Source organism: Pseudoduganella rhizocola, assembly GCF_045984285.3.
Classification (GTDB): Bacteria; Pseudomonadota; Gammaproteobacteria; order Burkholderiales; family Burkholderiaceae_D; genus Rugamonas.
On the sequence record NZ_JBJQIK030000014.1, the window covers coordinates 1 to 21,067 of the forward strand.

General features: G+C 64.6%; 23 protein-coding genes and 1 riboswitch. Of the genes, 5 read left to right on the plus strand and 18 right to left on the minus strand.

Features of this window, described 5'->3' with window-relative positions; all coding sequences use genetic code 11:
* Nucleotides 1-124 precede the first annotated feature (124 nt).
* From thiE to thiC, 5 genes are read right to left on the minus strand one after another with little or no spacing between them, the layout of a single operon-like run.
* Entirely contained in the window at nt 125-772 is a 648-nt protein-coding gene (thiE, locus tag ACJRPG_RS22580; RefSeq protein ID WP_408002361.1) for a thiamine phosphate synthase, read from the minus strand.
* An 11-nt stretch (nt 773-783) separates the two neighbouring features.
* Nucleotides 784-1,680, minus strand: a complete 897-nt coding sequence (gene thiD / locus ACJRPG_RS22585; RefSeq protein WP_408002362.1) for a bifunctional hydroxymethylpyrimidine kinase/phosphomethylpyrimidine kinase — start codon at nt 1,678-1,680, stop codon at nt 784-786.
* Nucleotides 1,681-1,738: 58 nt separating this feature from the next.
* Nucleotides 1,739-2,518, minus strand: coding sequence for a thiazole synthase (locus ACJRPG_RS22590; protein WP_408002470.1), 780 nt, complete (start codon nt 2,516-2,518; stop codon nt 1,739-1,741).
* A 19-nt stretch (nt 2,519-2,537) separates the two neighbouring features.
* Nucleotides 2,538-2,741 (minus strand): sulfur carrier protein ThiS, encoded by a 204-nt coding sequence (gene thiS / locus ACJRPG_RS22595; RefSeq protein WP_408002363.1) that lies wholly within the window; start codon nt 2,739-2,741, stop codon nt 2,538-2,540.
* A gap of 8 nt (nt 2,742-2,749) precedes the next feature.
* On the minus strand, nt 2,750-4,630 hold the full coding sequence (gene thiC / locus ACJRPG_RS22600; protein ID WP_408002364.1) for a phosphomethylpyrimidine synthase ThiC: 1,881 nt from the start codon (nt 4,628-4,630) through the stop codon (nt 2,750-2,752).
* A 75-nt stretch (nt 4,631-4,705) separates the two neighbouring features.
* A riboswitch (TPP riboswitch) is annotated at nt 4,706-4,808 on the minus strand.
* A gap of 74 nt (nt 4,809-4,882) precedes the next feature.
* On the opposite strand from thiC, the gene ACJRPG_RS22605 reads away from it, so the two are divergent.
* Nucleotides 4,883-5,545: a hypothetical protein gene (locus ACJRPG_RS22605; RefSeq protein WP_408002365.1), complete on the plus strand. Its 663-nt coding sequence runs from the start codon at nt 4,883-4,885 to the stop codon at nt 5,543-5,545.
* A 6-nt stretch (nt 5,546-5,551) separates the two neighbouring features.
* On the opposite strand, the gene ACJRPG_RS22610 is transcribed toward ACJRPG_RS22605, so the two are convergent.
* A complete protein-coding gene (locus ACJRPG_RS22610; protein WP_408002366.1) occupies nt 5,552-6,049 on the minus strand; it encodes a hypothetical protein in 498 nt (165 codons plus the stop codon).
* Between the two features lie 107 nt (nt 6,050-6,156).
* On the opposite strand from ACJRPG_RS22610, the gene ACJRPG_RS22615 reads away from it, so the two are divergent.
* The 4 genes from ACJRPG_RS22615 to ACJRPG_RS22630 all read left to right on the plus strand — a co-directional run bounded on the left by ACJRPG_RS22615 (nt 6,157) and on the right by ACJRPG_RS22630 (nt 11,296).
* Nucleotides 6,157-8,958 carry a valine--tRNA ligase gene (locus ACJRPG_RS22615; protein ID WP_408002367.1) on the plus strand — a complete coding sequence of 934 codons (2,802 nt, stop codon included), beginning with the start codon at nt 6,157-6,159 and terminating at the stop codon, nt 8,956-8,958.
* 74 nt (nt 8,959-9,032) lie between these two features.
* Nucleotides 9,033-9,824, plus strand: coding sequence for a substrate-binding periplasmic protein (locus tag ACJRPG_RS22620; RefSeq protein WP_408002368.1), 792 nt, complete (start codon nt 9,033-9,035; stop codon nt 9,822-9,824).
* A 93-nt stretch (nt 9,825-9,917) separates the two neighbouring features.
* Nucleotides 9,918-10,367, plus strand: coding sequence for a DUF2147 domain-containing protein (locus tag ACJRPG_RS22625; protein WP_408002369.1), 450 nt, complete (start codon nt 9,918-9,920; stop codon nt 10,365-10,367).
* 206 nt (nt 10,368-10,573) lie between these two features.
* Complete coding sequence (locus ACJRPG_RS22630) at nt 10,574-11,296, plus strand: substrate-binding periplasmic protein (protein ID WP_408002370.1); 723 nt, start codon at nt 10,574-10,576, stop codon at nt 11,294-11,296.
* A gap of 6 nt (nt 11,297-11,302) precedes the next feature.
* Here ACJRPG_RS22630 and ACJRPG_RS22635 read toward each other — a convergent pair whose 3' ends face one another.
* The 12 genes from ACJRPG_RS22635 to tyrS all read right to left on the minus strand — a co-directional run bounded on the left by ACJRPG_RS22635 (nt 11,303) and on the right by tyrS (nt 21,006).
* Nucleotides 11,303-12,061 (minus strand): glutaminyl-peptide cyclotransferase, encoded by a 759-nt coding sequence (locus ACJRPG_RS22635; RefSeq protein ID WP_408002371.1) that lies wholly within the window; start codon nt 12,059-12,061, stop codon nt 11,303-11,305.
* The gene (gene ruvB / locus ACJRPG_RS22640; protein WP_408002372.1) at nt 12,054-13,109 is read right to left on the minus strand and encodes a Holliday junction branch migration DNA helicase RuvB; all 1,056 of its coding nucleotides are present in this window, start codon (nt 13,107-13,109) and stop codon (nt 12,054-12,056) included. The genes ACJRPG_RS22635 and ruvB overlap by 8 nt, the downstream gene beginning before the upstream one ends.
* 60 nt (nt 13,110-13,169) lie before the next feature.
* Complete coding sequence (locus tag ACJRPG_RS22645) at nt 13,170-13,625, minus strand: YciI family protein (RefSeq protein ID WP_408002373.1); 456 nt, start codon at nt 13,623-13,625, stop codon at nt 13,170-13,172.
* A gap of 22 nt (nt 13,626-13,647) precedes the next feature.
* Entirely contained in the window at nt 13,648-14,223 is a 576-nt protein-coding gene (gene ruvA / locus ACJRPG_RS22650) for a Holliday junction branch migration protein RuvA (protein ID WP_408002374.1), read from the minus strand.
* Between the two features lie 27 nt (nt 14,224-14,250).
* A complete protein-coding gene (ruvC, locus tag ACJRPG_RS22655; RefSeq protein ID WP_408002375.1) occupies nt 14,251-14,787 on the minus strand; it encodes a crossover junction endodeoxyribonuclease RuvC in 537 nt (178 codons plus the stop codon).
* Between the two features lie 124 nt (nt 14,788-14,911).
* A complete protein-coding gene (purH, locus tag ACJRPG_RS22660; RefSeq protein WP_408002376.1) occupies nt 14,912-16,498 on the minus strand; it encodes a bifunctional phosphoribosylaminoimidazolecarboxamide formyltransferase/IMP cyclohydrolase in 1,587 nt (528 codons plus the stop codon).
* A gap of 93 nt (nt 16,499-16,591) precedes the next feature.
* Entirely contained in the window at nt 16,592-16,825 is a 234-nt protein-coding gene (locus ACJRPG_RS22665) for a helix-turn-helix domain-containing protein (RefSeq protein ID WP_008445162.1), read from the minus strand.
* 44 nt (nt 16,826-16,869) lie between these two features.
* Nucleotides 16,870-17,886, minus strand: coding sequence for a tRNA dihydrouridine synthase DusB (gene dusB / locus ACJRPG_RS22670; RefSeq protein ID WP_408002377.1), 1,017 nt, complete (start codon nt 17,884-17,886; stop codon nt 16,870-16,872).
* 150 nt (nt 17,887-18,036) lie between these two features.
* On the minus strand, nt 18,037-18,681 hold the full coding sequence (locus ACJRPG_RS22675) for a histidine phosphatase family protein (RefSeq protein WP_408002378.1): 645 nt from the start codon (nt 18,679-18,681) through the stop codon (nt 18,037-18,039).
* On the minus strand, nt 18,678-19,301 hold the full coding sequence (locus ACJRPG_RS22680) for a YbhB/YbcL family Raf kinase inhibitor-like protein (protein ID WP_408002379.1): 624 nt from the start codon (nt 19,299-19,301) through the stop codon (nt 18,678-18,680). The genes ACJRPG_RS22675 and ACJRPG_RS22680 overlap by 4 nt, the downstream gene beginning before the upstream one ends.
* Entirely contained in the window at nt 19,298-19,753 is a 456-nt protein-coding gene (gene dtd / locus ACJRPG_RS22685; RefSeq protein WP_408002380.1) for a D-aminoacyl-tRNA deacylase, read from the minus strand. Before dtd ends, ACJRPG_RS22680 begins: the two co-directional genes overlap by 4 nt.
* Nucleotides 19,750-21,006 carry a tyrosine--tRNA ligase gene (gene tyrS / locus ACJRPG_RS22690; protein WP_408002381.1) on the minus strand — a complete coding sequence of 419 codons (1,257 nt, stop codon included), beginning with the start codon at nt 21,004-21,006 and terminating at the stop codon, nt 19,750-19,752. Before tyrS ends, dtd begins: the two co-directional genes overlap by 4 nt.
* Between the last annotated feature and the right edge of the window lie 61 nt (nt 21,007-21,067).

Genomic DNA, 21,067 nt, shown 5'->3' on the forward strand with positions numbered 1-21,067 from the left:
GGCCGAGCAGCTCGCCGAGAAACTCGGCCAGGATCTGGTCGTCGTCCACGATGAGCACATAGCGTTTGACCGGAGCAGCAGCGTTCATATGTCGATGCCTGTTCTGATGGTTTCGGTGCCCCGATTATAGAACGACTCCGGACGATGGCGGACCGGCTTCGTGCGTACCGAACAGGCGGCGAAAGGCCGTAACCGCCTGGGGAGTATCTTCCGCGCCATACACACTGCTGATGGCGGCCACCAGGTGCGCGCCCCGCTGTACCAGCGGACGGGCATTTTCGGGCGTCATACCGCCTATCACCACGCAAGGCACCCGCAGCATGACGCGTGCACGGTCGAGGATTTCCGGTGAGGTCACGAAGTCGTAACGCTTCACGCGCGAAGGATAGAAGCCGCCGAAAGCCACGTAGCTGGCGCCGTCGCGCTGTGCGTCCAGCGCGCGCTGCAGTTCGCCGTAGCAGGAGGCGCCCACGATCTTGTGCCGGCCCAGCCGGGCCCGTGCCTGCTGCACGCCGGCGTCGGTGCCGCCGACATGCACGCCGTCCGCATCGAGCTCGCGGCACAGGTCGATATGGTCGTTGATGATGAAGGGCGTTGCGTAGCGGCGGCACAGCTGCAGCAGCGCCTGCGCCTGCTCCTTGCGCTGCTGCGGGCCGGCCGTCTTGTGACGGTACTGGAGCATGGCGATGCCGGTGGCGAGCGCCTGTTCCGTATGCCGCAGCAGCGCTTCGGTGTCGTCCCAGTCCGGTGTGACGAGATAGAGTCCTTGCATGGTGGCTTCCTTCATGTGAGGTGGCGCAGCGGAATGCGCTGGCCGGCTGCAATCGCGTAGGCGGCTTGCAGCGTGGAGTGGGTGTAGGCCTGGGCCAGGTCCAGCGCTTCTTCCATCGCGCGGCCTTGTGCCAGCAGGGCTGCAGCAGCAGCGGCCAGCGTGCAGCCGCTGCCGTGGTATTCGCCGTCCAGGCGCGGCCAGTGCCAGCTGCGTTCCAGTCCCGCATGGCGCCAGCGGTTCACGACCACGCTGCCGCCATCGTGGCCGCCGGTCTGCAGCACATGGGGCACCGTGTCCACGGCGCCGCCCAGCGCCGCGGCTTCAATGCTGTTCGGCGTGAGCAGCATGGCGTGCGGCAGCAGCAGCCGCAGTGCCTCCAGCGCGCTGCCGCGTGCCAGCGGATCGCCCTTGCCGCTGGCGAGCACGGGATCGACGACGACCGGCAAGCATCGCCGCACGGCAGTGGCAGGCAGCGCCCCGCGCGCGCGCGCCGCGCCATGCTGTGCCGTGCCGCCGGGCTGTGGGACGCCCGCGGGGGAGGCTGCGGGCGCTGCGGCAGGCTGCGTGTATGCGGACGATGGACCGCCGGCTTGCATGGCTGCCGGCAGCGCACGCAGCTCGGCGATCAGGGCCGCGATGGCCGCGGCGTTGGCGGCGCTGCCGGGGATGCCGACCTTCACCGCGGCGATCTCGCAGGACGCGATCAGGGCCCGCGCCTGCCGCCGCAGCAGCGCGGGGTCGACCGGCGCCACTTCCTGCACGCGGTTATTGTCCTGCACCGTCAGCGCCGTCACCACGCACAGCGCATGCGCGCCAAGCGCGGTAATCGCCTGCATGTCCGCCGCAATGCCCGCCCCGCCGGACGGGTCGTGGCCGGCGAACACCAGCACGCAGGGCCGCGTGCTCATTGCGCGCAGCCTCCGCACGCCGCGCCAGCCGCTGCCGGGCGGCGCAAGCCGGCGGCGCTCATGCCACGCGCCCGGTCATTGGCGACGAGGGCGAGGCGGCGAAGCGGCGCGGCATGCGGCCTGCAAGGAAAGCCTCCCTGCCCGCCTGCACGGCCAGCTTCATGGCGCGTGCCATGCGCACCGGGTCGCGCGCGCCCGCGATGGCGGAGTTCATCAGCACCCCGTCGCAGCCGAGCTCCATAGCAATCGCGGCATCCGACGCGGTGCCCACGCCCGCATCCACCAGCACCGGCACCTTGGCCTGTTCGATAATCAGCGACAGGTTCCAGGGATTCAGTATGCCCATGCCGGAGCCGATCAGCGATGCCAGCGGCATCACGGCGACGCAGCCGATATCCTCCAGCATGCGGGCCTGGATCGGGTCGTCGCTGCAGTAGACCATCACGTCGAAACCGTCCTTCACCAGGGTCTCGGCCGCAAGCAGCGTTTCCGGCATATTCGGGAACAGCGTCTTGTCGTCGCCCAGCACTTCCAGCTTTACCAGCTTCTGGCCGTTCAGCAGTTCGCGGCCCAGCTGCAGGGTATAGACCGCATCGCGCGCGCGGTAGCAGCCCGCCGTATTCGGCAGCACCGTGATGCCCTGCGGGAGCACGTCGAGCAGGCTGGGGGCGTTCGGATCCTGCCCGATGTTTACGCGGCGGATCGCCACGGTAATGATCTCGGCGCCCGAGGCATCGGTGGCGGCGCGCGTTTCGGCCAGGTCCTGGTATTTGCCGCTGCCCACCAGCAGGCGCGAACCGTATTCCTTGCCTGCGATCGTCAACACATCTTTTTTCATCGTCATTTTTATTCTCCTGTCAGCCGCCGCCAATGGCGCGCACAATATCGATCCTGTCTTCTGCCTGCAGCACGTAGCCCGCCCAGCGCTGGCGCGGCACGACCTCGCGGTTGACGGCCAGCGCCAGCGCCTGGCCCGCCAATGCCAGCGACTCCATCAGGTCCTGCAGATCCTGGCCGCGCGGGATACTGCGCGTTTCGCCGTTCAATACAATGGGTATCATGGCCGGCCTCACAGCTTGCGATACAGCTCGCCACCGCTGCGGCGGAACTCCACGGCCTTTTCGCGCATGCCTTCGGCTGCCGCGGCGCGCACCTCCTGCGTGATCTTCATTGAGCAGAAATGCGGGCCGCACATGGAGCAGAAATGCGCCACCTTGGCGGAGTCCTTGGGCAGGGTCTCATCGTGGAACTGGCGGGCCTTGTCGGGATCGAGGCCCAGGTTGAACTGGTCTTCCCAGCGGAATTCGAAGCGCGCCTTGGACAGGGCGTTGTCGCGGATCTGCGCGCCGGGATGCCCCTTCGCCAGGTCGGCCGCATGGGCCGCGATCTTGTAGGTGATGATGCCCTCTTTCACATCGTCCTTGTCCGGCAGGCCAAGGTGCTCCTTTGGCGTCACGTAGCACAGCATGGCGGTGCCGTACCAGCCGATCTGCGCGGCGCCGATGCCGGAAGTGATATGGTCGTAGCCGGGTGCGATATCGGTGGTCAGCGGGCCAAGCGTGTAGAACGGCGCCTCATCGCACTGCTCCAGCTGCAGCGTCATGTTCTCGCGGATCAGCTGCATGGGCACATGGCCCGGCCCTTCGATCATCACCTGCACATCGTGCTTCCACGCCACCTGCGTCAGCTCGCCGAGCGTGCGCAGCTCGCCCAGCTGGGCTTCGTCGTTCGCGTCGTAGATCGAACCGGGACGCAGGCCATCGCCCAGGCTGAAGGACACGTCGTAGGCCTTCATGATTTCGCAGATCTCCTCGAAATGCGTGTACAGGAAATTCTCGCGGTGGTGCGCCAGGCACCACTTGGCCATGATGGAGCCGCCGCGCGACACGATGCCCGTCAGGCGCTTCGCCGTCAGCGGCACGTAGCGCAGCAGCACGCCGGCATGGATGGTGAAGTAGTCGACGCCCTGCTCCGCCTGTTCGACCAACGTGTCGCGTAAGATTTCCCACGTGAGGTCCTCGGCCTTGCCGTTCACCTTCTCCAGCGCCTGGTAGATCGGCACCGTGCCGATCGGCACCGGCGAGTTCCGCACGATCCATTCGCGCGTTTCGTGGATATGCTTGCCGGTAGAGAGGTCCATCACCGTGTCGCCGCCCCAGCGGATGGCCCAGGTCATTTTCTCCACTTCCTCGCCGATGGATGAAGTGACCGCCGAATTGCCGATATTGGCGTTCACCTTCACAAGGAAGTTGCGGCCGATGATCATCGGTTCCGATTCCGGGTGGTTGATATTGGCGGGAATGATGGCGCGGCCGCGCGCCACTTCCTCACGCACGAATTCCGGCGTGATTTCCGCCGGAATCGCGGCGCCGAAGGACTGGCCCGGATGCTGGCGCTCCAGCATCGCCGCCATACGCTCTCCCATCGGGCCGCTGGCCTTCAGCGAGGCCACATATTCCCGGCGGCGCAGGTTTTCGCGGATGGCCACGAATTCCATTTCCGGCGTGATGATGCCCTGCCGCGCATAGTGCATCTGCGTGACATTGGCGCCGGCGCGGGCGCGGCGCGGCTTGCGCGCCAGCTCGAAGCGCAATGCGGCCAGCGCGGGATCGGCCAGGCGCGCCTGGCCGAAGTCCGAGGTCGGCCCCGGCAGCTCCCCGGTGTCGCCGCGCTCCGCGATCCATGCCGCGCGCAGCGGCGCGAGGCCGGAACGGATATCGATGCGCGCCTCGGGATCGGTATACGGCCCCGAGGTGTCATACACCGTCACCGGCGGATTGACCTCGTGGCCGAAGGAGGCCGAGGTATCGGACTGGCTGATCTCGCGCATGGGCACGCGCAGATCGGGCCTGCTGCCCTGCACATGAATTTTTCGGGAATTCGGCAGCGGCGCTATCGCGGCGCTGTCGACCTCGGCCGTGGCGGCGAGGAAGGATGGATTGGCGTTCATTTGGCTCCTTTGAAGGCTCAGGAGCCAGCAAAGGAGTTCAGGCGACGCACGCGCAGCACGGCAGGCGTGAAGGCGCGGCGTTTCCACAAGCTTCCCTTCGCTGGCATTACCCAGATCAGGTTCGGAGGGTATTTCTCACCCACACGGCTCGCGCCGTGCAGGACCCCTAGCGTTGCCACCTTGCGGTGGCGCGTGAATTATAACCCCATCAAGTGAGCGCGTGTGGCTGCGGCGCTGATCTATAATCGCCACATGAATGTCACTGTCCTGCGTATTGCGGCGCTGTCGGCGCTGCTGGCTCTCGCCCCTCGCGCCGGCGCGCAGCTGAGCGAGGCCGAAACCGATTCCTTCTACCGCTTCTACCGCGGCCTGCATCCCGAAGTGCGCATGCCGCAGCCGGCTTTCAGCACCGGCGCAGGCACGGGCAAGCGCCAGCTCAGCGCCACGGTCGACGGCAAGGGACAGCGCGCCGTGCTGCCGCTGTGCCGCGCGCCGCGCGAAACCTTCGACTACACGCCGCACGGTCGGCCGGAGCAGCGCTGGCGTCCGCGCGGCGAGCCGCAGCAGGTGATCTGGATCCACCACACGCCACAATGCGGCCAGGTGCCTGATGATGCGGTGCGCCTGCTGGCGCCTGTGGCCGATATGGACGCCCTGCGCCTGCTGCAGCAATACCCCGAACTGCTCGGCAATGCGCGCCTGCTCATGGCAGGCAATACCAGCTGCGCGCCGCTGCGCAACAACGGCTTCCGCCTGACGGGGCTGGACCGCGCGAAGGACGGCCAGAACATCCTGGTCTTCGACAGCTCCCAGGGCGGCTCCGTGCGCATCACCACGCGCAAGTCGCGCAATGAATTCCAGGCCTGGGGCGCCAATTGTGAAGGGCCGCGGCGCGGACGCAAGGGCGGCAAATAGCCCTGCTTACTTCTCGTTGGCGATCTTCTGTACCAGCAGGAAGGCCTGGCGGCCGATGAGCGGCTCGGCTTCGCTGAAGGCTTTCTGGGCCTTCACGAAGGCCGGGCGCTTCATGTCGGCATTCTCCGCTGCCGTGTACTGCGGCTTGGTGTCGACCAGGCTGGCGCGGGAGTTATACATGGCATATACCGCCTTCTGGCCGGCAGGCGTGCGATAGTAGCGTGCCATTTCGGTGGCCGTTTCCGCTGTCACCAGCTGCGACACCGGCACCGCCAGGCGCGAGTAGATGGTTTGCGGTGCAATCTTGTCAACCTTTGCGTTGACCGCCTGGCGCTGCGCGTCGTTTGCGTAGCGGGCCATGCCGGCCTTCATGCGCACCAGTTTTTCGGCCTGCATGGCTTCCAGCAGGCCCTGCACCGCCTGCAGGTGGGCATTGTCCGGCGCCGCAGGGGCGGCCTGCACATTCAGCGACAGTGCCAGGGCGGCAGCAAGTATCCACTTCATTCTCCAACTCCTTATCATTTAAACATGAGGCAGGAGCTTACCATTTAAGGGAATAAGACCCCCGCTCCCTTATAATGGATGTTTTCGCCAAAAATTCACGCCCTATCATGGAATTAGCCAAGTCTTTCGAGCCTGCCGACATTGAACAGTTCTGGCGCAGCGAGTGGGAGAAGCGCGGTTACTACGCCGCGTCGATGGACCTCTCGAAGCCATCCTTCAGCATCCAGCTGCCGCCGCCGAACGTGACCGGCACGCTGCACATGGGCCACGCGTTCAACCAGACCATCATGGACGGCCTGACGCGCTACCACCGCATGCTGGGCCATAACACGGCGTGGATTCCCGGCACCGACCACGCCGGCATCGCCACCCAGATCGTGGTGGAGCGCCAGCTCGACGCACAGAAGATTTCGCGCCATGACCTGGGCCGCGAGAAGTTCATCGAGAAAGTGTGGGAGTGGAAGGAGAAATCCGGCTCCACCATCACCGGCCAGATGCGCCGCCTCGGCACCTCGCCGGACTGGGACCGCGAATACTTCACCATGGACGAGCCGCGCTCGAAAGTGGTGTCCGAAGTCTTCGTGCGCCTGTTCGAACAGGGCCTGATCTACCGCGGCAAGCGCCTGGTGAACTGGGATCCGGTGCTGGGCACCGCCGTTTCCGACCTGGAAGTGGTGTCGGAAGAAGAAGACGGCTCCATGTGGTACATCAAGTACCCGCTGGCCGACGGCAGCGGCTCGCTGACCGTGGCCACCACCCGTCCTGAAACCATGCTGGGCGACGTGGCCGTGGCGGTGGACCCGACCGACGAGCGCTATACGGCGCTGGTGGGCAAGATGCTCAAGCTGCCGCTGTGCGACCGCGAAATCCCGGTCATCGCCGACTCCTATGTGGACAAGGCCTTCGGCACCGGCTGCGTGAAGATCACGCCGGCGCATGACTTCAACGACTATGCCGTGGGCCAGCGCCACCAGCTGCCGATGCCGTCCATCCTCACGCTGGACGCGAAGATCACCGACGACGCGCCGGCCGCCTACCGCGGCATGGACCGCTTCGCGGCGCGCAAGCAGATCGTGGCCGACCTCGAAGCGCAAGGCCTGCTGGAACAGGTCAAGCCGCACAAGCTGATGGTGCCGCGCGGCGACCGTACCGGCGTGGTCATCGAGCCGATGCTGACCGACCAGTGGTTCGTGGCCATGAGCAAGCCGGCGCCGGAAGGCACCTTCAATCCGGGCAAATCGATCGCCGAAGTGGCGCTGGAAAAAGTCGCCAGCGGCGAAATCAAGTTCGTGCCGGAGAACTGGACCACCACCTACAACCAGTGGCTGAACAACATCCAGGACTGGTGCATCTCGCGCCAGCTGTGGTGGGGCCACCAGATTCCCGCCTGGTACGACGCGCAGGGCAATTACTTCGTCGCGCGCGACGAGGCCGAAGCGAAGGCCAAGGCTGCAGCCGCAGGCAGCACCGGTCCGCTGACGCGCGATAACGACGTGCTGGATACCTGGTTCTCGTCCGCGCTGGTGCCCTTCTCCACGCTGGGCTGGCCGAATGAAACGCCGGACCTGAAAGCCTTCCTGCCAAGCTCCGTGCTGGTGACGGGCTTCGACATCATCTTCTTCTGGGTGGCGCGCATGGTCATGATGACGGCGCACTTCACCGGCAAGATCCCGTTCGAGACCGTGTACGTGCACGGCCTGGTGCGCGACTCGCAGGGCCAGAAGATGTCCAAGTCCAAGGGCAATACCCTGGACCCGATCGACCTGATCGACGGTATCGGCATCGATGCGCTGGTGCAGAAACGCACCACGGGCCTGATGAATCCGAAGCAGGCCGAGAAGATCGAAAAGGCCACGCGCAAGGAATTCCCGGAAGGGATTGCGGCCTACGGCACCGACGCGGTGCGCTTCACCATGGCCAGCTACGCCTCGCTGGGCCGCAACATCAACTTCGACCTGGGCCGCGCCGAAGGCTACCGCAACTTCTGCAACAAGCTGTGGAACGCCACCCGCTTCGTGATGATGAATACCGAAGGCAAGGACTGCTCGCCATCGGACGCCGACCTGTCGATGGCCGACAAGTGGATCATCTCCCTGCTGCAGAAGGCCGAGCAGGACGTGGCCAAGGGCTTCGCCGACTACCGCTTCGACAATATCGCCAGCACCATCTACAAGTTCGTGTGGGACGAGTACTGCGACTGGTACCTGGAACTGGCCAAGGTGCAGGTCCAGCAGGGCACGGAAGGCCAGCAGCGCGCCACCCGCCATACCCTGCTGCGCGTGCTGGAGGTGGTGCTGCGCATGGCGCACCCGGTGATCCCGTTCGTGACCGAGGAACTGTGGCAGACCGTTGCCCCGCTGGCCGGCAAAGGCGACAGCGCAGGCAAGTCCATCATGACCCAGCCTTACCCGCTGCCGAACGAGGCCCTGATCAGCGATGAAGCGGAAGCCTGGATCGGCGAGCTGAAAGGCCTGACCGACACCACCCGCAACCTGCGCGGCGAAATGAAGCTGGCGCCGTCCCTGCGCGTGCCGCTGGTCGTGGAAGCCACCGGCGCGGACAAGCAGCGCATGGCTGCCTTCGCACCCTACATCCAGCTGCTGGGCAAGCTGTCCGAAGTGCAGATCGTGGATGTGCTGCCGGAATCGCCGGCCGCCGTGTCCGTGGTGGGCACCACGAAGCTGATGCTGAAAGTGGAAATCGACGTGAAGGCGGAACGCGAGCGCCTGTCCAAGGAAATCGCGCGCCTGCAGGGCGAAATCGCCAAGGCTTCCGGCAAGCTGTCCTCGGAGTCCTTCGTGGCGCGCGCCCCCGCCGCCGTGGTGGAGCAGGAGAAGGAGCGTGTGGCAACCTTCGGCGCCACCCTGGCCAAGATGCAGGAGCAGCTGGCCAAGCTGCCGGCCGAGTAAGCAGGTTCAGGGCGGCAGCCTTCGGGACTGCTGCCCTGATTGACGGCGGCCGCAATTACCGCCACCATGTCGGCATGCAGAATGCCTTACGCCGCCTGATTGCCTGCGCCAGCCTGGCGCTCGCCGCCTCCGCCACGGCCGCTACGGTGGACCGCAACGGCGTGCTCACCCTCTCCCTCTGCATCGAAGAGAACCCCTTCCCTCCCTTTATCTACACGGACCGCGACGGCGCCATTCCCATTCTCATCAAGATGGCGGCGCGCGAGGCCGGCATGAAGGTCGCGTTTCACCGTGCGCCTTACCTGCGCTGCCTGGCGGAGATCAGCTCGGGCCAGGCAGACGGCTACCCGTCCGCTGCCATCGCCAACGTGACGAAAGACCTGGTCTTCCCAAGATCGCCCAAAGCACCGGACGCGGCGCATGCCACCGTCACCACGCGCGTGATGGTGTACCGCCCCAGCGGCAGTACGGTAAATTGGGATGGCAAACAGTTCAGCGGCCTCACGGGGCCTGTGCTGCATGACCGCACCACCGTGCTGGTGGCGCAACGCCTGCAGGCGCTGGGCGTGGCCGCCGACAACAATGCCAAGAACAGCGAGGCCAGTTTCTCGAAGCTGCTGCTCGGCCGCGGCGCGCTGGCCATCAGCTTCGAAGCCAGCGCGGCGCCGCTGATGGCGCAGCCGCGCTACGCGAGCAAGATCGAGATGCTGCCGGTGCCGTTCTATGTGGAGAACTACTATCTCGCGGTCAGCCGCAGCGTGTATGCCGGGCATGGCGCCAAGGTGGACGCGCTGTGGGAGGCCATCGCCCGTGTCAAACATTCGCCGGAGTACGCCGCCGCGACCCGCGACCTGCCGCACTATTAGATCAATACCTCTAACCGGGCCGCAAGTTTGCGCCCCGGCGCACTTCCCTGCGCTACACTTGCCTTCACAAAAACCATATCGGAGGCAAACACAATGCGTCACATCATTCACGCTGCACTCATCGCTGCAAGCGCCCTTTCCGGCGCCGCCTTTGCGGCCGACATGAATTCCCCGGTCGGCCTGTGGAAGAACATCGACGACAAGAGCGGCAAGCCAAAAGCGCTGATCCGCATCAGCGAAGCAAACGGCATCTACCAGGGCAAGATCGAAAAGCTGTTCCGTCCCGCGGACCAGGACCAGAACCCCAAATGCGAGAAATGCGAAGGCGCCGACAAGGGCCAGCCGCTGATCGGCCTCGCCATCATCAAGGACATCAGGAAGGATGACGATGAGTACAGCGGCGGCACCATCATGGATCCGGAAAACGGCAAGACCTACAAGAGCAAGATGAAGCTGGTGGACGGCGGCAAGAAACTGGATGTGCGCGGCTACATCGGCACCCCGCTGCTGGGCCGCTCCCAGACCTGGGTGCGCGAAGAGTAGAAAAAAAATGGGCTCCCCCGGAGGATGAGGGAGCCCTAAATTACAACACTTCCTGCCACTTGGCAGGTGCCATTATGCCGAGATGAGGCGCCCAGTAATTCAGTAAGATTTGGGCAAATTTGTAATCAATTGTCGAAGGGGCAGATGTCCCCTCCCGCGCGGCGCGGCGCTTGATACAATCGCAGTTCAGCTTCCTGTCGACCTGCATGCGATCCCTGTTCTGCTCACTCCTGGCCTGCCTGATCCTGCCCGCATTTGCCGGGCCTTTGCGCGTTGTCACCAGCGACCTGCCGCCGCTGTCGATCGAACAGGGAGCCGGACAACAGGGCGCGCTGGTGGACATCGTCACTGAAGTGGCGCGCCGCGCAGATGTGCCCGTCCAGATCCAGTTCGTGCCGTGGAAGCGCGCGCTCTTTCTGGTTGCCACCGTTCCCAATACCGCCATCTTTCCGCTGACGCGCAACGCCCAGCGCGAGAAAAGCTACCGCTGGATCACACCCCTGCACTACGAGAAGTTTGTTTTTATCGGTGAGGAAGGCCGCGCGCCGGTGACGGATGCCGCAGCGCTCAGGAACCGCCCGGTGGCGATCCTGCGCGGCTCCGTGCAGATAGAGAACCTGAAGAAGCTGGGCTACACCCAGCTGATCGAAACCACCACGGTGCAGGGCGGCCTGCGCCTTGTGAAGCTGGGCATCGCCGATGCGGTGTTCGGCGACCAGGACATCATCAGCGGCACCGCCCACAGCTATTTCCCCGACATGCAGATCACCATCAGCAAGCCGGTGACGAAGGCCGAAACCTGGCTGGGCGGTTCGCCGGATATGGACGATGCAACGGCCGCGCGCCTGCAGGCTGCAATGAAGGCCGTCGTCAAGGACGGCACCTATGCGCGGCTGCTGAAAAACTATGGCTTGCGGGCTCCCCGCTAGGGGCGCTTAACGCGCCGACCTCAGTTCGATCTCGAACAGGCGCGGCCACCGTTTGCCGGTGACGAAGAGACGTTTCTGCTTGCTGTCGTATGCGATGCCGTTCAGGACATTGTCCGAATCCGGCGCTACGCCGGCTTTGGCGGACAGGCCCTTAAGGTCGATCCAGCCGATCACGCGGCCGGTGATGGGATCGATGCGTGCAATGCGGTCGGTCTGCCACACATTGGCGTAGATGATACCGTCCACCCACTCCAGCTCATTGAGTTTTGGCACCGGCTGGCCGTCGGCGGTAACGTGGATGCGGCGCTGCTCCTGCATGGTTGCGGGATCGAGCACGCGGATATAAGGACTGCCGTCGCTCATGTACACGCGCTGGCCATCGCTGGTGAGGCCCCAGCCTTCTCCCTGGTAGCGGAAGGTGGCTTTGGCCTCGAAGCTGGCCGCATCGAGCACGAAGCCGCCCTGGTTCATCCAGGTCAGCGCCATGATGTTGCTGCCGACCAGCGCAATGCCTTCGCCGAACACCTGCTCCGGCAGGTCGCGTTTCTGCAGTACCTTGCCGGTCGCGATGTCCACCTTGCGCACGGAGGACGCGCCGTACTGGCCGGTGCTCTCGTACAGGAAGCCATCCTTGAAGAACAGCCCCTGCGTGAACGCCTGCGCATCGTGCGGATAGCTGTGCTTGACCGTGTAGCCCTGCACCGGCACCGCAGCGCCGGCAATGCCGCCGAGGCAAAGAGAAATCAGCGCGAGCAGCTTACGCATCCCACAGGTCTCCGGTTGGGTTGGTGCGCGGCGGGGTGGCGCCGAAGTGCTGGTAGGCGGCCGGCGTGGCGACCCGGCCGCGCGGGGTGCGCTGCAGGTAGCCTTGCTGGATCAGGTAAGGTTCCAGCACGTCCTCGATGGTGTCCGCCGCTTCCCCGATGGCGGCGGCGAGGTTGCCGATGCCGACCGGACCGCCGCCGAATTTGTACAGCACCGCTTCCAGCAGCTTGCGGTCCATCACGTCAAAGCCCACGCTGTCCACGTCCAGCATGCGCAGCGCGGCATCGGCCACGGCCTTGGTGATATCGCCGTTGCCCTTCACTTCCGCGTAGTCGCGCACGCGGCGCAGCAGGCGGTTGGCGATACGCGGCGTGCCGCGCGCGCGGCGCGCAATTTCCACGGCGCCGCTGTCGTCGATATTCGCCTTCAGCAGCGCGGCGCTGCGGGTGACGATTTTCGCCAGTTCATCGGTGGTGTAGAACTCCAGGCGCGCGACGATGCCGAAGCGGTCGCGCAGCGGGTTGGTCAGCATGCCCGCGCGGGTGGTGGCGCCCACCAGCGTGAAGGGCTGCAGGTCCAGCTTGACCGAGCGCGCCGCAGGGCCTTCGCCGATCATGATGTCGATCTGGTAGTCCTCCAGCGCCGGGTACAGGATCTCCTCGACCACCGGCGACAGGCGGTGGATCTCGTCGATGAACAGCACATCGTTCGCTTCGAGATTGGTGAGGATGGCGGCCAGGTCGCCCGGACGTTCCAGCACGGGGCCGGAAGTCTGGCGCAGGTTCACGCCCATTTCGCGCGCGATGATGTTGGCCAGCGTGGTCTTGCCCAGGCCCGGGGGGCCGAACAGCAGCGTGTGGTCCAGCGCCTCGCTGCGCTTGCGCGCGGCAGAGATGAAGATCTCCAGCTGGTCGCGGATTTTCGACTGCCCGACATATTCATCGAGATGCTTGGGCCGCAACGCGCGCTCGATCGCTTCCTCGTTCGGCGAGGAAGGCGCGGCATCGATGATGCGCTGTTCGGTGAAATTGTCGGTCTGAATGCTCATCACGTGATTCTACCAAGCCTTCGGCCATGGCAGGCGGCTCATTCGCGGAGCGAACGCAGGCTATTTTGCGGCCGGCTTAGCGATTGTCGGGTGCACGCGGTTCACCATCATCAGGGCGGCGGAGCCGAAGTGGGTGTGGTACTCCGCCACCATTTCGCCCTTGATGATGACCGGGTCGGTGGCAACCAGCTTTTTGGCCTCGTCGATGCTGTCCACCGGCAGGATGAAAATGCCGCGCGCGCCATCCACGCCGTCCAGCGGGCCGGCGTAGGCCAGCTTGCCCTGGTCGGCCAGGCGCTGCATGTTGGCGAAGTGGCCGGCGAACATTTCCTTGCGCTCGGCGCCTTCCGGCACCTTGCTGGGGCCGGTGCGCAGGATCACGAGTACGTAGCGGCGCAGGCCGTTGTCATTGGCGCCGAGGGACTTCGCCAGCTCCGCGTCATAGGCGGGCGCCGTTTGCGCCTGGGCGGAAAGCGAGAGGATAGCGAATGCGAGTGCTGCACAGAGCTTGTTCATGGCCGTCTCCTTGTGAAAAAGTTCAGCCCTTGGACAGGGCCTTCAGCGCCTGCTTGATGCCGTCCGAGACGGAGGCGCCGGCCGGCACGGTTTTCAGCGCCAGCAGCGCTTCCTTGTCCGAGTAGCCCAGCGCCAGCAGCGCATTCAGGATATCGGTCTGGGAATCGGCCACCGGATGCGCGCCCGCGCCGATGTCGGCGCCCAGCTTGCCCTTCAGTTCCAGCAGCAGGCGCTCGGCGGTTTTCTTGCCGATGCCGGGCACCTTGACCAGGCGCCCCGCTTCCTGGCGCGTGACCGCCTGCGCCAGGTCGGGAATCGACATGCCGGACAAAATCGACAGCGCGGTGCGCGCGCCGATGCCGCTGATCTTGATGAGCTGGCGGAACACCGCGCGTTCCTCGGCATTGCCGAAGCCGAACAGCAGGTGCGCATCCTCGCGCACGGTGAGGTGGGTATAGAGCACCACGCGCTCGCCGGTACCCGGCAGGTTGTAGAAGGTGCTCATCGGGACGTCGACTTCGTAGCCGACGCCCTGTACGTCCACCAGCAGTTGCGGCGGGTTCTTTTCAAGCAGAACCCCGGAGAGGCGTCCGATCATGGGAATACCTTGGGAAAAAGAGACAGTTTAGCCGACCAGGCGGCCGCGCCGCATGCGCAGGCCGGCGAGGTTCGGCGCGATGTTGCTGATGACGGACAGCGTGGTGTTGCTGTGGGCGTGGCAGATGGCGACGCCCAGCGCGTCGGCGGCGTCGGTGCCGGGCAGGCCGGGCAGCGCCAGCAGGCGCGCGACCATGTCCTGCACCTGCGGCTTGGCGGCGCGGCCGGTGCCGACCACGGCCTGCTTCACCTGCGTGGGCGAGTATTCGGCCACCGACAGGTCATGCGTGACCAGCGCGCAGATCGCCGCGCCGCGGGCCTGGCCCAGCAGCAGCGTGGATTGCGGGTTGACGTTGACGAAGACTTTTTCGATGGCGGCGCAGTCGGGCTGGTAGGTGGCGGCCAGCTGGCTCACGCCGTCGAGGATGATCTTGAGCCTTGCAGGCAGGTCGCCTTCGCCGCTCTTGATGGTGCCGGAGGCGATGTAGCGCAGCTTGCTGCCCTGCTTGTGTATGACGCCGAAGCCTGTGGTGCGCAGGCCGGGGTCGATGCCGAGGATGATCATTGACTGATTGTAGGCAGTCTGCTGCTGGGAGGCAAGCTGACTGTGTTCGGTGGCGGACTGGGAGTTCGGGGACAGACCCTGGTTTCGCTACGCGAAAGCAGGGTCTGTCCCCTCGGCCAACGAATTAGTGGCGGAAGTGGCGGGTGCCGGTGTAGAGCATGACGACGCCGCGCTCGTCGGCGGCGTCGATCACTTCCTGGTCGCGCATCGAGCCGCCCGGCTGGATCACGCAGGTGGCGCCTGCGTCAACCACCACGTCCAGGCCGTCGCGGAAGGGGAAGAAGGCGTCCGACGCCACTACCGAACCGGCCAGCGTCAGGCCTGCATTCTGCGCCTTGATCGAAGCGATGCGCGCCGAATCGATGCGGCTCATCTGGCCCGCGCCCACGCCCAGCGTCATATTGTTGCCGCAGAATACGATGGCGTTCGACTTCACGTACTTCGCCACGCGCCAGGCGAACATCAGGTCCGCCAGCTGCTGCGGGGTCGGCTGCTTCTTCGTCACCACTTTCAGGTCGGCCTGCAGCACGTTCTTCGAGTCGGCCGACTGCACCAGCAGGCCGCCGCCAACGCGCTTGAAGTCCATCGGGTTCACGCCGTCGCCCAGCGGAATCTCCAGCAGGCGCACGTTCTGCTTGGCGGACATGATCTGTTTGGCCTCAGGCGTGAACGAAGGAGCGATCAGCACTTCCACGAACAGCTTGGCCAGTTCGGTGGCCGCCGCCGCATCCACTTCCACATTGAAGGCGATGATGCCGCCGAAAGCGGAGGTCGGGTCGGTCTGCAGCGCGCGCGAGTAAGCCTCGGCGGCGTTGGCGCCCAGCGCCACGCCGCAAGGGTTGGCGTGCTTGACGATCACGCAGGCCGCAGGCTGGCCCATGCCGCCCATGCTCTTCACGCATTCCCATGCCGCGTCGGCGTCGGCGATATTGTTATAGGACAGTTCCTTGCCCTGCAGCTGGCGGTAGTTGGCCAGCGCGCCGGCCACCGGCACGATGTCGCGGTAGAAGGCGGCGCTCTGGTGCGGGTTCTCGCCGTAGCGCATGTCCTGCACTTTCTCGAAGTGCGAATTCAGCGTTTGCGGATAGGCGCTGCGGGTGGCGTGTTCGCGCTCCGGGCCCAGGCTGCTCAGGTAGTTGGCGATGGCGCCGTCGTACTGCGCAGTGTGCGCATACACCTTCTTGGCCAGCATGAAGCGGGTTTCATAGCTCACATAGCCGGGCGCATTGTCGGTGGTCTTCATCTCGGCCAGCACGCGGCCGTAGTCGGACGGGTCGCAGATCACCACCACGTCCTTGTGGTTCTTGGCCGAGGAGCGCAGCATGGCCGGGCCGCCGATGTCGATGTTTTCGATCGCGTCTTCCAGCGAGCACTCGGCTTTGGCCACGGTGGCCTGGAAGGGATACAGGTTCACCACCACCATGTCGATGGTGGGAATGCCATGCTCGTCCAGCTTTGCCATATGCTCCGGGAAGTCGCGGCGGGCCAGGATGCCGCCGTGGACTTTCGGGTGCAGCGTCTTCACGCGGCCGTCCAGCATTTCCGGGAAGCCGGTGTAATCGGCTACTTCGGTAACGGGCACGCCGTTATCGGCCAGCAGCTTGGCGGTGCCGCCGGTGGACAGGATGTTGACGCCCATCGCCGACAGGGCGCGCGCGAAATCGAGCACGCCGGTTTTGTCGGAGACGGAGATGAGAGCTTGTTTGATCATGGCTATCTGGAGGTTGTGAAAATTCTGGTTGTACCGAACCACCGGCCGCAGCGGCCGGTCACAGCCACGCAATAGCCGGACGGAAAAAGAGCCTTACAGCAGGCCGTGTTCCTGTAATTTTTTTCGCAGCGTGTTGCGATTGATACCGAGCATTTGCGCGGCGTGCGACTGGTTGCCGTCGGCACGCGTCATCACCACTTCGAGGATAGGCTTCTCGACCGTCAGCACCACCATGTCGTAGATATTCGAAGCCTGCTGCTCGCCCAGGTCGTTGAAGTAGTCTTCAAGGCTTTTCTGGACGACTTCCTGGATACTTTCTTTGCTCATATTTTTATCATTCTGCTAAATTACATGCCCCAACCGGCCACTGTTCAAGCGGCCAGCATTTCCTCAGGGAGGCAGTATTGTAACCGCTCCCCGTACTTCCATTGCGATTCAAAGAAGCTGTCCACCGCGCGCAGCTGCTCGTCCGTCGATTCCAGACGGTTCATGGCCTGGCGGAATTCCTCCCCGCCCTGCAGGTCGCGCACATACCAGCCGATGTGCTTGCGCGCCGTGCGCACGCCCAGGAATTCGCCGTAAAAGGCGTAATGCGCACGCAGGTGTTCGTCCATCAGCTTGCGCACTTCCGCGACCAGCGGGCTGGGCAGGTGCTTGCCGGTGCGCAAGTAGTAATCGATTTCGCGGAAGATCCAGGGACGGCCCTGGGCGGCGCGGCCGATCATCACCGCATCGGCGCCGGTTTTGTCGAGCACGTAGCGCGCCTTTTCGGGCGTGGTGATGTCGCCGTTGGCGACCACGGGAATCTTCACTTCGGCCTTTACGGCCGCGATGGTGTCGTATTCGGCGTCGCCGGTATAGCCGTCGGCCCGGGTGCGGCCGTGCAGGGTCAGCATCTGGATGCCGGCCTGTTCGGCAATGCGCGCGATGCGCAGCGCATTCTTGTTCTCGCGGTTCCAGCCGGTGCGGAATTTCAGCGTAACGGGCACATCCACGGCGCCGACCACGGCGTGCAGGATGCGCTCCACCAGGTCTTCGTGCTGCAGCAGGGCCGAGCCGCACCAGTTGTTGCACACCTTTTTGACCGGGCAGCCCATATTGATGTCGATAATCTGCGCGCCGCGGTCCACATTGAATTTGGCGCAATCGGCCAGGTCCTGCGGGTCGGCGCCGGCGATCTGCACCGCTTTCGGCTCCATCTCGCCCTCATGGTCGGTACGGCGCGAGCTTTTTTCGCTGGCCCACAGTTTCGGGTTGGAAGCGGCCATTTCCGAGACAGCATAGCCCGCGCCCAGCTCCTTGCAGAGTTGCCGGAAAGGACGATCCGTCACGCCCGCCATGGGGGCGACGAAAACGTTATTGCGCAGTAAATGAGGTCCGATTTGCACGGGGCAGCTTCCTGAATCGAGCGGAGGAACCTGCAATTCTAACCCAAGGGCTGCTCAAATAATAAGCACTATTTTGTCTGAAAAAATTCCTTGTACAGCTTAAGGGTTATGAAACACTGTTTTCATAGGGAAAATTTTCAGACGGACGTGCTAAATCACGTCGTCGAGTGTTGCAAGAGTGAGATGCGCCACTTCGCCCCATTGGCTGAGAAGCAACTTTCCATGCTCAAATGTAAAACGATTGATGCTGGCGTTCTTCACCTGGAAGTCGCGCGGGCTGTCCAGCGACATGCCGGTAGCGGCCCGGTAGGCGCACTCCAGCACGCCGCCGTGGGCGACCACGGCAATGGCCTGGCCCGGGTGCTTTTCGGCCCATCTTGCCAGGGCGGCAATGCTGCGCTCGTAGAACTGGCGGAAACTTTCCGCCTTGCGCTCGCCGTGCGGCATCACAGCCTCCACATGGCGGGCCTGCCAGGCGGCAAAGTCTGCCGGGTAGCGCTCGGCGATCTCTGTATACAGGAGGCCCTCGAAAGCGCCGTAGCCGCGTTCGCGCAGGTCCGGGTCCACGTGCAGCGGCACGTGGTGATGGGCGGCAATGGCTTCGGCCGTCTGCAGCGCCCGTTTCAGGTCGCTGGAGATGATGGCGTCCAGTTTTTCGCCGGCCAGCGCGCGGGCGGTCGCTGCCGCCTGGCGCTGCCCTTCCGGGTTGAGGTCGATATCGATATGGCCTTGCAGGCGGCGCACGGCGTTCCAGGCGGTTTCGCCATGGCGGATCAGCAGGATGGTGGTGCTCATTTCAAGGTGTAGGTGCCGATCGTCTGGGCTTCGTCGAGGATATGGCCGTGGATGGCGGCCATGGCTTCCGGGCCCGTGAAGCGGCCTTCCAGCGGAAAACGGGGGATATCCAGCGCGTACAGCCGGAAAACGTAATGGTGGAGGCGCTCGTCGTTCCAGGGCGGGCACGGGCCGTCATAGCCGTAGTAGTCGCCGGCCATGTCCTTGTCGCCGGCGAACCAGCTGGTGTAGTCGTTGACGCCGTGGCGCAGCGGGTGTGCGCCATCGGCGATGACCGGGCCGGGCTTGCCTTTCGGCGTCACGGCCTGCGAAAACTGGCCTTCGGCGATGCCCGTCATCGAAGGCGGAATGTCCACCAGCGTCCAGTGATAGAAGTCGGCGCGCGGCAGGCTGTCCGGCACCGTCTTGCCTTCCTGGTTGACGTCGCTGCCGTCGGTGGGCGCGTCGCCGTCGATGCAGAACAGCACCAGCGATTCGGTGCCGTTCGGCACGTCGTCCCAGGCAAGGTGCGGGTTGCGGTTGGCCGCGAAGCGCACGTGCGTCGCCGGGTCTTTGACGGCAAAGGCGTTGTCGCCGGGGATGGCGGCGCCATCCTTGAAGGATTCGCTCCAGAGTTTCATGCGCTCGCTTTCGGGTTCACCTGCAGCCAGAAGGTCACGGGGCCGTCATTGGTCAGCGACACCTTCATGTCGGCGCCGAAACGGCCGGTCTCTACTTGAGCATGCTTCGCTTTTGCCTGTCGCACGAAATACTCGAACAGGCGCCTGCCCTCTTCCGGCGCGGCCGCCGGCGTGAAAGACGGGCGCGTGCCGGATTTGGTGTCGGCCGCCAGCGTGAACTGCGGCACCAGCAGCAGGCCGCCCGCCACATCGCTCACGCTGCGGTTCATCTTGCCGGCCTCGTCCGAAAAGACGCGGTAGGACAGCAGCTTGGCGAGCAGCGCATCCGCCTCCCTTTCGGTGTCGTTGCGCTCTGCGCACACCAGCACCATCAGGCCGCCGCCGATGGCGCCGACGGTTTCGCCGTCGACCACCACCTTTGCATCGCTGACCCGCTGCAGCAGGCCGATCATGCGGACAGCGTCACGCGGGCGAACTTGCGCTTGCCCACTTGCAGCACGAAGGTGCCGGCCTCCGCTTTCAGGGCCTTGTCGCTGATCACGGCGCCGTCGATGCGCACGCCGCCCTGGTCGATCATGCGGTTCGCTTCCGAGGTGGAGGCGCACAGGCCGATCTGCTTCAGCAGGTTGGCGATGCCGATGGGCGCGCCGCTCACGGCCACTTCCTGCACGTCGTCCGGAATGCCGCCCTTGGAGCGGTTGACGAAGTCGGCCAGCGCATCTTCGGCCGCCTGGCGCGAGTGGAAGCGCTCCACGATTTCCTGGGCGATGGCCACTTTGGCATCGCGCGGGTTGGCGCCGCCTTCGACGGCCTTCTTCAGGGCCGCCACTTCTTCCAGCGACTTCCAGGACAGCAGCTCGTAGTAGCGCCACATCATGGTGTCCGAAATGCTCATCACCTTGGCGAACATGGTATTGGCCGGTTCGGTGATGCCGATGTAGTTGTTCTTGGACTTGGACATCTTCTCCACGCCGTCCAGGCCTTCCAGCAGCGGCATGGTGAGGATGCACTGCGGCTCCTGGTCCCAGTCCTTCTGCAGCTCGCGGCCCACCAGCAGGTTGAATTTCTGGTCGGTGCCGCCCAGTTCCAGGTCGGACTTGAGCGCGACCGAATCGTAGCCCTGCATCAGCGGGTAGAGGAATTCGTGCACCGAGATCGGGGTGCCGTTCTTGAAACGCTTGGAGAAATCGTCGCGCTCCATCATGCGCGCCACGGTGTAGCGCGAAGCGAGCTGGATCATGCCGCGCGCGCCCAGCGGGTCGCACCACTCGGAGTTGTAGCGGATTTCGGTCTTGGCCGGGTCGAGCACCAGCGAAGCCTGCTTGAAGTAAGTCTGCGCGTTCAGCTCGATCTGCTCGCGGGTCAGCGGCGGACGGGTGACGTTGCGGCCGGACGGGTCGCCGATCATCGAGGTGAAGTCGCCGATCAGGAAGATCACCTGGTGGCCCAGGTTCTGCAGCTGGCGCATCTTGTTCAGCACCACGGTGTGGCCCAGGTGCAGGTCGGGCGCAGTCGGGTCGAGGCCGAGCTTGATGCGCAGCGGCTGGCCGGACTGTTCCGAGCGCGCCAGTTTCTGGGCGAACTCGCTTTCGATCAGCAGCTCGTCCACGCCGCGTTTGGTGATGGCGAGCGCTTCCTGGACTTTATCGCTCAGCGGGAGGGCCGGCGTCACAGATTTTTTGGCCGACGAGGAAGATGTATCCATTTGTACCGAAATTTTCTCAAAGTGTTGGCAGGGCTGCGGACTTTGCTATAATGCCCGATCC

Coding starts and splice junctions, on each gene's coding strand:
- thiE (WP_408002361.1), bottom strand. CDS start 772: ATGCAAGGACTCTATCTCGTCACACCGGACTGGGACGACACCGAAGCG.
- thiD (WP_408002362.1), bottom strand. CDS start 1,680: ATGAGCACGCGGCCCTGCGTGCTGGTGTTCGCCGGCCACGACCCGTCC.
- ACJRPG_RS22590 (WP_408002470.1), bottom strand. CDS start 2,518: ATGAAAAAAGATGTGTTGACGATCGCAGGCAAGGAATACGGTTCGCGC.
- thiS (WP_408002363.1), bottom strand. CDS start 2,741: ATGATACCCATTGTATTGAACGGCGAAACGCGCAGTATCCCGCGCGGC.
- thiC (WP_408002364.1), bottom strand. CDS start 4,630: ATGAACGCCAATCCATCCTTCCTCGCCGCCACGGCCGAGGTCGACAGC.
- ACJRPG_RS22605 (WP_408002365.1), top strand. CDS start 4,883: ATGAATGTCACTGTCCTGCGTATTGCGGCGCTGTCGGCGCTGCTGGCT.
- ACJRPG_RS22610 (WP_408002366.1), bottom strand. CDS start 6,049: ATGAAGTGGATACTTGCTGCCGCCCTGGCACTGTCGCTGAATGTGCAG.
- ACJRPG_RS22615 (WP_408002367.1), top strand. CDS start 6,157: ATGGAATTAGCCAAGTCTTTCGAGCCTGCCGACATTGAACAGTTCTGG.
- ACJRPG_RS22620 (WP_408002368.1), top strand. CDS start 9,033: ATGCAGAATGCCTTACGCCGCCTGATTGCCTGCGCCAGCCTGGCGCTC.
- ACJRPG_RS22625 (WP_408002369.1), top strand. CDS start 9,918: ATGCGTCACATCATTCACGCTGCACTCATCGCTGCAAGCGCCCTTTCC.
- ACJRPG_RS22630 (WP_408002370.1), top strand. CDS start 10,574: ATGCGATCCCTGTTCTGCTCACTCCTGGCCTGCCTGATCCTGCCCGCA.
- ACJRPG_RS22635 (WP_408002371.1), bottom strand. CDS start 12,061: ATGCGTAAGCTGCTCGCGCTGATTTCTCTTTGCCTCGGCGGCATTGCC.
- ruvB (WP_408002372.1), bottom strand. CDS start 13,109: ATGAGCATTCAGACCGACAATTTCACCGAACAGCGCATCATCGATGCC.
- ACJRPG_RS22645 (WP_408002373.1), bottom strand. CDS start 13,625: ATGAACAAGCTCTGTGCAGCACTCGCATTCGCTATCCTCTCGCTTTCC.
- ruvA (WP_408002374.1), bottom strand. CDS start 14,223: ATGATCGGACGCCTCTCCGGGGTTCTGCTTGAAAAGAACCCGCCGCAA.
- ruvC (WP_408002375.1), bottom strand. CDS start 14,787: ATGATCATCCTCGGCATCGACCCCGGCCTGCGCACCACAGGCTTCGGC.
- purH (WP_408002376.1), bottom strand. CDS start 16,498: ATGATCAAACAAGCTCTCATCTCCGTCTCCGACAAAACCGGCGTGCTC.
- ACJRPG_RS22665 (WP_008445162.1), bottom strand. CDS start 16,825: ATGAGCAAAGAAAGTATCCAGGAAGTCGTCCAGAAAAGCCTTGAAGAC.
- ACJRPG_RS22675 (WP_408002378.1), bottom strand. CDS start 18,681: ATGAGCACCACCATCCTGCTGATCCGCCATGGCGAAACCGCCTGGAAC.
- ACJRPG_RS22680 (WP_408002379.1), bottom strand. CDS start 19,301: ATGAAACTCTGGAGCGAATCCTTCAAGGATGGCGCCGCCATCCCCGGC.
- dtd (WP_408002380.1), bottom strand. CDS start 19,753: ATGATCGGCCTGCTGCAGCGGGTCAGCGATGCAAAGGTGGTGGTCGAC.
- tyrS (WP_408002381.1), bottom strand. CDS start 21,006: ATGGATACATCTTCCTCGTCGGCCAAAAAATCTGTGACGCCGGCCCTC.